Annotated in this window: 4 protein-coding genes; 3 read left to right on the top strand and 1 reads right to left on the bottom strand. The window is 70.7% G+C overall.

Annotated features, from left to right (window positions below):
* Positions 1–993: 993 nt before the first annotated feature.
* Positions 994–1,707, bottom strand: a complete 714-nt coding sequence (locus tag D1643_RS08835; RefSeq protein ID WP_160710273.1) for a DUF5714 domain-containing protein — start codon at positions 1,705–1,707, stop codon at positions 994–996.
* An 800-nt stretch (positions 1,708–2,507) separates the two neighbouring features.
* Between D1643_RS08835 and D1643_RS08830 the strand changes: the two genes are divergently transcribed.
* The 3 genes from D1643_RS08830 to D1643_RS08820 all read left to right on the top strand — a co-directional run bounded on the left by D1643_RS08830 (position 2,508) and on the right by D1643_RS08820 (position 7,770).
* Positions 2,508–4,169 (top strand): hypothetical protein, encoded by a 1,662-nt coding sequence (locus D1643_RS08830; RefSeq protein ID WP_160710272.1) that lies wholly within the window; start codon positions 2,508–2,510, stop codon positions 4,167–4,169.
* 487 nt (positions 4,170–4,656) lie between these two features.
* On the top strand, positions 4,657–6,867 hold the full coding sequence (locus tag D1643_RS08825; RefSeq protein ID WP_160710271.1) for a prenyltransferase/squalene oxidase repeat-containing protein: 2,211 nt from the start codon (positions 4,657–4,659) through the stop codon (positions 6,865–6,867).
* A 12-nt stretch (positions 6,868–6,879) separates the two neighbouring features.
* Entirely contained in the window at positions 6,880–7,770 is an 891-nt protein-coding gene (locus tag D1643_RS08820) for a DUF4430 domain-containing protein (RefSeq protein WP_160710270.1), read from the top strand.
* Positions 7,771–7,931 lie beyond the last annotated feature (161 nt).

Genomic DNA, 7,931 nt, shown 5'->3' with positions numbered 1-7,931 from the left:
GGGCGCAAGGCGCGGAGGGCGCGCGAGGACAGGGCCGCGGGGCAGCGCGGCGGCGGGCGCCGCGGGCACGACGGGTTCTGCGGCTGCGAGCGCGGCAGATCCTGCAGCTGCGGCGAGCGGCGAGGCAGCGCGGCGGCGGGCAGCGCGGTGGCGACGTGATGATGGGGCGTGGCGACGGGCAGCGCGGTGGTGACGTGATGGCGGGGCGTGGCGACTGTCGGGTGTTGGAGCCATGACGCGGTGGGGGGGACGCTGGGGTGTCGGGCGCGGTGCGGTGGAGGAGCGAGGGGGTGCTGGGGCGTGGAGGGCGCCGAGACACGAGGCAGGCTGCGAGTGGCCCTCGAGGCGCGCTGTCGACCGAGGAAACGCAAACGAGTGTTTCACGTGAAGCACTCCGGCGTTCAATTCTCGTTCTAGATGACGGCGCCGAATTAGGGCTGCGGTAGCGGGCGGACGGGAGGGAGGAGCGGAGGAGGGCGTCGTGCATTTCACGTCGGTGTGCGGGGTGGCTCTGACATCGTGCCAGGATCGCTCCGCCTCAACAGGCTCCCGCGCCTCGCCTTGCTGCGTCAGGCACGCTTCCGGGCGCTCGTGTCTTCGGGTCATCTGCATGGCTGCGTCGGCCGCTTGCTCCGCTCTCGCCTGTCACGTTGCGGCCGACTCTTCTCGTCGCTCATCCTGCGGTTGCGCGACGCGTCAGCCGAGGCCTCGTCCCGTCGCGATATTCCCGACTGCGCTTGGGGCGATCGCCTGATCCGCTTCGCTCATCACGATGACCCTCGCAGCTCTTGGCGGGGGCGTTCCGCATCCAATTTCGTGAGCTATCCGAGGCTTGGGGCCGGGAAATCCCGCACTTTTCCGGTTTTCCCGCGAGTTTTCGTCGACCTGGGCAAATGCATTCAGCGCGGGCCGCATACGCCGCTCTGCCCTTGGATAACCCGCGAAATTGGATGCGAAACGCCCCTCGCGCTGGCCCCTGCCGCCAGGGAGGGGCTAGGCGTGGGCGCGCTTCGGGAAGAAGGGGCACGCCGTCCGCAGGCATTCGGCATTGCGCGCCATGAAGGTGCAGGTCACTTGAGCGGGCAGCTCCATGGTCACGCCCATTGTCTCGGCGGTGTAGGCTGCGGCTTCCTGCAGGGCGATGAACGTACTGCGCTTGCAGCAGCGCGGGCCGCCCACGTCAGCCAGGCGATCGAGGATGCGGGAGGTCAAGCGCGCTGTCTGCCCCCAAGGACCGAGGGTCATCGGCGTGGCGCCGAGTACGATGGAGCAGTACATCCCCGCGCTGATGGCCGCGCCGCAGGTGCCCCAGTAGCCGCAGACGCCGCCGGGCACCGCCAGCGAGCGGCGGCGCAGCTCGACGAGCGCGGCGCTCAGATCCAGCGCGCCGCCGGCGTTGCGGTAGGCGGTCAGCAGCGCGGCGCCTGCTAGTGTGTGGTGCTCGGGCCCGTTGGGGTAGAGGGCGTCGTCGGCCATGATCTGCTGGGCTAGCGCGATGGGGTCGCGCAGGTCGCTTGTGGCGCAGGTGGCGAGCACGTGCTCGACGCCGCGGGCGCGATGGCACTGGTCGCATACGTAGTGCCCGGACTGGCAGATGGCGTGCGCCGTCTCGACGCGGCTGCACTCCTCGCAGGTGACCTCCTGCGCCGCCTCGAAGTAGCGCAGCGGCTCCCCGCATGCCAGGCATACTCCCAAGCTTCGAGTCATCCCGCCTCCTGTTCGTCAGCCAGTTTCGCCGCCATTATAGGCCACCTGGCGTCGGCGGGCCTTCCCACGCCGCCTTCCTTGGCGTCTACCCCGCCGCCGCCCGCCGCCGCCCGCTGCCAGCGAGGCCTTTCGCTGCGAGGGGCTTCTCTGCGTTCGGCGTTTCCCGCTTGCCGGCAGGTGGCGCTTTCCGCCGGGTCGCTGTGCCTCGTCCGGCTGCCTCGCTCGCTTCCCTCCTGTCGCCGACGCCGCCCCTCCTTGCCCCGGCTCCCGTCTTAGCCGGGCCGTCGCTCGGCGTCACCCTGATTGGCCGGCTCGTCACCCCGCAAGCTGCCTGGCGGCCTGTTTGCATGAGTCGACTGGCGCATGGGGCGGAGCGCGAGCGGTACCTTGCGCGGATTCCGGCGGAAAATGGCCATTTGCTTCGAAATTCCGAGGATGAATCCGAGAGACGGGCGCCTACGGAGGTCTTGCGTGTCGCTTGACGCCCAAAAGGGGGCGTTCGTTACACTCGTGCGTGCGGGAGACCTGCCCAAGGCCGCATCAGCCTCGGAATTTCGAAGCAAATGACCCAAAAACGGCGTCTCCTCTGCAAGGGGGCGCAGGCGGGGCGCACAGGTGGCGGGCGCGCTCTCAGGCCGAGGCGATTGCGGTGGCAGGCGCGGTGGGCGCGACGGGCGCGGCGGGCGCGATGGGCGCGGCGAGCGGAACTCCTGGCGCTTTGGGGCGCTCGTGGGTACAATAGAGCCAGCACTGACCCCGTCGCGGCCGCGGCCCGACGGAGGCTTGAGGAGAGGAAACCCATGGTACGTCCCTACGATGACGCCCCCGACGCCGAAAAGCGCGCGTCGGCTGCCGCCGATGCCCCTGGTGCGGAGGGCGCTTCCCCTGATGAAAAGGCCTCCGAGGCCGACCTGACGCCCGTCGCCGACGCATCTGCCGAGGATGGCGCGAAAGCGGCTGAGTCCGCGCCCGACCCCATCGCCGCCGCGGCCGCTGCTGCGCGGGCGGAGGCGGAGAAGGTGCGCGCCGCCGAGCGCGCTCGCGTCGCGGCCCCTGCCGACCAGACGGCTCCCGCCGACGCGGCCGATGCCGCGGCCTTCGCTGGCCCCGATCCCGACCCGGCCGCCGATCCCGCGCCTGCCGGCCGCCCCGACCTCGCCCCCGACCCTGACGCGACCTCCGACCTCGCCCCCGACGTCTCCGACGCGTCCGCTTCTCGCGTGGCCGCCGCGGACGACCTCGCCTACCGCCAGCCTGTTGCCACCGCTGTCATGCCGCCGCAGCAGGAGGAGCGCGTGCGCCCCGCCGTCCCACGCCCCGCGCGAGCGGCGGCGTCCTATGGCACCGTCGAGCCGGCGCGCTCGCGCAAGGCTCGCGGCGGACGGCGCGGCATCGCCGTAGCGCTCGTCGTGGTGCTGCTGTTCGCGGCTGCGGCTGGCGGCGCGTACTGGTTCTTCCTCGCCGGCAAGTCCGAGCCTGCCGTCTCCCTCGACCGCGGCCAGCGCGTCACGCTCACGCTGACCCGCGCCCAGCAGGTGCTTGAGGGCCTGAGCATGGAGGCGCCCGACCTGGCCCAGTTCCGCTACGTGCCCACCGACAACCTCGTGGGCCCGAAGTTCGAGAACGTGGCCGTGGGCGATGTCGTGGAGCAGAAGGAGGGCGATAAGGTCGTCGCCACGCGCGAGGTCACCGCTGACGCGCTCTTCCGCAACAAGGGCATCCTGCTCACCGTGCCCGTGAAGCTCGCCTTCGCCTACGACGAGGCGGGCGAGACCTGGCGCGAAGGCGACCTGGAGCTGGGCGATATGACGGCCCAGCCGCTCTCGGCGCCGAATGCCACGCTCATCGTGGAGGACCTCGACGCGTTGCTGGCCGCCTACGACCCGGCTGTGGGCACGCTGTTCGCCGGCGTCGCGCCCAAGACCTCGTCGCGCCTGACCACCGAGGGAGGCGCCATCACTGTTGCCCTCGCCAAGGACGAGCAGGTGACGGAAGGGGAGAAGCAGCTGATCAAGCACCATAACTGCTCTGCGCAGATAGCCGTCACCTGGTCAGACACCGAAGGCTGGGTGGCGAAGGTCGACCGCCTCAACGACGAGGTGACCGTCGAGGATGTCACCACGGCCCAGCCTGACGGGGAAGACCAGGAGGAAGAGGGCGACCAGGGCGGCGAGGACGGGCCCGTCGGCCAGGAGGGCGGGCGCCCCGAGTACGGGCTCAAGTGCTCCACGGGCGACCTCGTGGAGTTGGGCGGCACGGTGAGCGGCACGCCCGGCGCGCTCACCTTCAAGCCCGACGGCGGTCTGCGCCTCACGCTCGACGGCAGCCAGCGCGATGTGTGGGCGATGACCCTCACGCTTGGCGAGGGCATTGACGCCAATGCGCTCGTCGGCCGCCACGTCACCGTGGTGGGTACCATCGGATCGGGCACCCTCGCCGCTGAGGAAGTGGCGATCGGGTAGGGAGGCCGTTCCTTCGAAGCGCGCTTTGCCGCAGAAGTCGAGGGCCCCGCAGCGCGGGGTCCCCGTGCGTTCGGGGGGGGCGGCGTGTAGCGCCTGGCGCCTGCCGGGGCGACGCGGGCTCGCGTCGGGCGCCCGCGTGGCAGGGCTCCGCCCTCAAGGGCGCAAGCGTCAACTGCCCCTTTTCCCTCTCATACCAAGTGGTACAATGGCCAGGCATTGGCATGATGGTTGCGCCGGCAGGCGCAGGCGGGTCGCAAGGGGCGGCCGGTCTTGGGGGAATGCGGGTGAGAGTCCCGCGCTATACCAGTAACCGTAAACGCCGGCAGCGCTTCCCGCCTTGCGGGATCGCGGGCACGCGACGCGCCGCCGATCAGGCAAAGTCGGAATACCCAGCCATCGCAGAGAAGCCCTGGAAAGCGAGGTTCCGACTATGGTTGGACGCACTTCCGCGCCGCCGTCCGGCGCGAAACCCCTCACGAAACTGTTCATGCTGCTGATGGCGGCGGCGCTCTGCCTGGGCCTTATGCCCATCGCCCCCGCCTGGGCCGACGAGCCTGCCCCCGACGCCCCGGCGCCGCAGGCGGCCGAGCAGACCGTCACCCTCACGGTGCTGGCGGGCACGACTACCGATTACACCACTGGCGTGACCACCTACAATACCTGGGTGAACAAGAAATACGCCTTCAAGGAGGGCGCCACGGTGGAAGACCTGCTGAACGCTGCCGTGGAGGCCGGTGACCTCAAGGCCTACGATGCGCCCGAATCCTCGTATGGCGGCAAGTACGTCGGATCCATCACGTCCGCCAAGGGCATCGACCTGAAGAACTGGAACAGCGACGACTTCTCGGTGAGCCTGTACTGGTCTTACTACGAGAACGGGGCCTACGGCCAGGGCGACTGCGCTATCGATCATCGCGAGCTCAAGGCGGGCACGAACTACCAGCTGGCCTGGAACAAGTACTCGTCTGCGGACGACAATCTCACGTCAGCCGACTGGGATGCCTACTACGAGAAGCATCCGGTGGCTGGCGAGTCGGCCGACACGGTAACGCTTTCGCTTGTCGCGGGCTCCAAGTCCGATCCGGATACGTACGAGATGCTGCCCGTCATCTGGCTCAACAAGGCCTATCAGAGGGCGGACGTCCTGGCGGTTGCCAAGGAGCGCGACGCGAACGCGACGCTCGACACGATCACCTTGGAGGATCTGCTGAACACGGCGGTGAAGGCTGGCGACATCAAGTCCTACGCGGCGCCCGAGGGCACGTACGGCAAGGCCGTCGAGTCCATCACCTCGAAAGAGGGCGTCAAGATGGCGAAGTGGGACTCGGCCGACTTCTCCGTGAGCCTGTACTGGGCCTCCTATCGAGATGGCGGCTATGGTGGCGCGACGCTCGACAAGGAGCTGCTGAAGGGCGCGAATGCCTTCCAGTTCGCCTGGACCATCTACAGCAGCGCCAACGCTCCCGCCGACGCGGCGGCGTGGGCTGCGTACTACCAGGACAACCCGCCTGCGGCGGCCGGGTCGGATGCCGTGCTCCCCGGCGGCGAGGAGCCGGTGGAGCCGCCGACCTCCGAGCATCCGGCCACGGGCGTGAGCCAGGCTGCCGTCGGCTCGCTCATGACCGGCATCGTCGCCTCCTACGCGGGCACCTCCGATCCGTGGGTCGTCATGAGCCTGGCGGCGCTTGACAGGGATGAGGGGGCCGATCTGGACGCCTTCTACGCCGAGGCTCTGGCCCAGGCCAAGGACCCGGGCTTTGATCCGACTGCTCTTCAGCGCAGCATCATCGCGCTGACCGCCGCGGGCTACGATGCGCGGGCGCTGGCCGATTCCCCCGCTGCCCGCGCGGCGGGCGATTTCGACGCCATCGCGGCCCTCGGCTCGCGCGTCTCCGGCTCCACCCTTCCCAATGCCCGCATGGCGGCCCTGTGGGCCTATGCCAGCGGTGACTACGCGGTGCCGGCTGACGCCGCGCTCTCCAAAGACGCCCTCATCGCCAGCGTGCTGGCCGACCAGCAGCCGGGCGGCGGTTTCGCCCTATCGGGCGCCGAGGCCAACGCCGACATGACGGCTATGGCCATTAGCGCGCTCGCGCCCTACCGCGACAATCCCGAGGTGCGCAACGCCGTCAACCGCGCGCTCGTGGCGCTCAAGGGCATCCAGCTGCCCACCGGCGGCTTCGCCGACAACGACGGGCTGCCGAACGCCTGCTCGACGGCCTTCGCCGTCATCGCCCTGTGCGCGGCCGGCATCGACCCGGCCACGGAATGGGCGGTAGAGAGCGGTGCCACGCCGTTTTCCGCGCTGCTGGCCTACGGGCTGCAGGATAACTCCGGCTTTGCCTTCGAGGCGGGCGGCGATCGTGACGGGAACGCAACGGAGCAGGGTCTTCGCGCCCTTGTGGCTTATCGTGGCCTGAAGGCGGCTGGCGCGAACGGCGATTACAACCTCTATGCGCAGGCTCGCGAGGGCGGCGTGACCATTCCGTCTGCCGAGGGCCAGGAGCCGCCGAAGCAGGAGCAGCCCCAGCCTCAGCCTGAGGCGCCGGCGGATGGCGACAAGGCGGGCGCGGGCTCGGCCAAGGGCACGCCGCTGGCCCCCACGGGGGATGCGGCGCCGGCCGGGGCGGCTGCGGTGGTCGCGCTCGCGGCGGCGGCAGCCGGCGCGGTTGCGCTGCGGCGTCGAGAGGTCGCGTAGAAGGAGCCGAAGATGGCAGAGGATAAGAAGGCGGGGGCGGACGAGCGCGTCGTCCCCGATCGGATACGAGAGGATGCCGTGGAGGCCGGGGCGCCCGTCGTCCCGGAGCCGCGGCGGCGCGGGCGCGTGCCGCTGGTGGTGGGGTCGGTGTGCGCTGCGTGCGTGCTGGCGCTCGCCGTCGGCGGGTTTGCGCTGGGGGCAGCCTCCCAGGAGGGCGCGGCGGTCGACTTGTGGGCATCCACGACCGTGCCGGTGCGCGAGGTGAGCGAGGCGTCGTCCCTCGACGACTACCTGGCCGAGGTGGTGCCTGCTGCCGGCGAGGGCGCCGAGGAGCCCGCGGCGGAAGAGCCCGCCGCCGAGGAGCCTGCGGCCGGCGCATCCGCCGCCGAGAAGCCGGACGCGCCTTCCTCCGAGGCGCCCGCGACTCCGCCGGCAAGCGACTCGTCCTCTGCCGGATCGGGCGGCGGCCAGGCCGCCCAGCCCCCGGCATCGTCCGGCGGCGCGGGATCGAGCGGCGGGTCGTCCTCGGGGGGCACGGCGGAGACCCCCTCCGCGCCCCCGGCACCCGATCCGAAGCCCCAGACCATCACCGTCACCATCTCGGTCGATGGGTCGAAGGCCAAGCCCTCGGGCTACTCCGTGGGCCTGGGCTCCCGCTCGGTCACCCTGCCCGAGGGGGCCACGGTCTATGACGCCCTCAAGGCCACGGGGCTGGCCATTGGCGGCAGCGCGAGCTACGTCAGCTCCATCGGAGGCCTGGCCGAGTTCTCCTGCGGGGCTGGCAGCGGGTGGATGTACGGGGTCAACGGGTCGTATCCGAAGAAGGCCTGCAACGCCTACAAGCTGTCCTCAGGCGATAGCGTGCGCTGGGTGTACACCCTGGACAACGGCAATGACGTCTAGCGCCTCGCCGGACGGGGAGGCGCTAGACGGCGGCCAGGCGGCGCAGGCGGGGAAGGTTTCGGCCCGCCCTGCCTGCGCGCCGCCCTCCTCGGCGGGGAGCGCGCGATGGGCGCCGCCATCCTGCGGCGATGCGCGCCCGCCCGATGGCGCGGCGGCCCCGC

This window comes from Enterorhabdus sp. P55 (assembly GCF_009911695.1).
In the GTDB taxonomy this organism is placed as follows: domain Bacteria; phylum Actinomycetota; class Coriobacteriia; order Coriobacteriales; family Eggerthellaceae; genus Enterorhabdus.
The sequence above is the reverse complement of the archived record's forward strand: the minus strand, read 5'-3'. Positions and strand labels throughout refer to the sequence as shown.

Excerpts from the sequence above, each read along its gene's own strand:
- D1643_RS08835 (WP_160710273.1), bottom strand. The coding sequence starts at position 1,707 with ATGACTCGAAGCTTGGGAGTATGCCTGGCATGCGGGGAGCCGCTGCGC.
- D1643_RS08830 (WP_160710272.1), top strand. The coding sequence starts at position 2,508 with ATGGTACGTCCCTACGATGACGCCCCCGACGCCGAAAAGCGCGCGTCG.
- D1643_RS08825 (WP_160710271.1), top strand. The coding sequence starts at position 4,657 with ATGCTGCTGATGGCGGCGGCGCTCTGCCTGGGCCTTATGCCCATCGCC.
- D1643_RS08820 (WP_160710270.1), top strand. The coding sequence starts at position 6,880 with ATGGCAGAGGATAAGAAGGCGGGGGCGGACGAGCGCGTCGTCCCCGAT.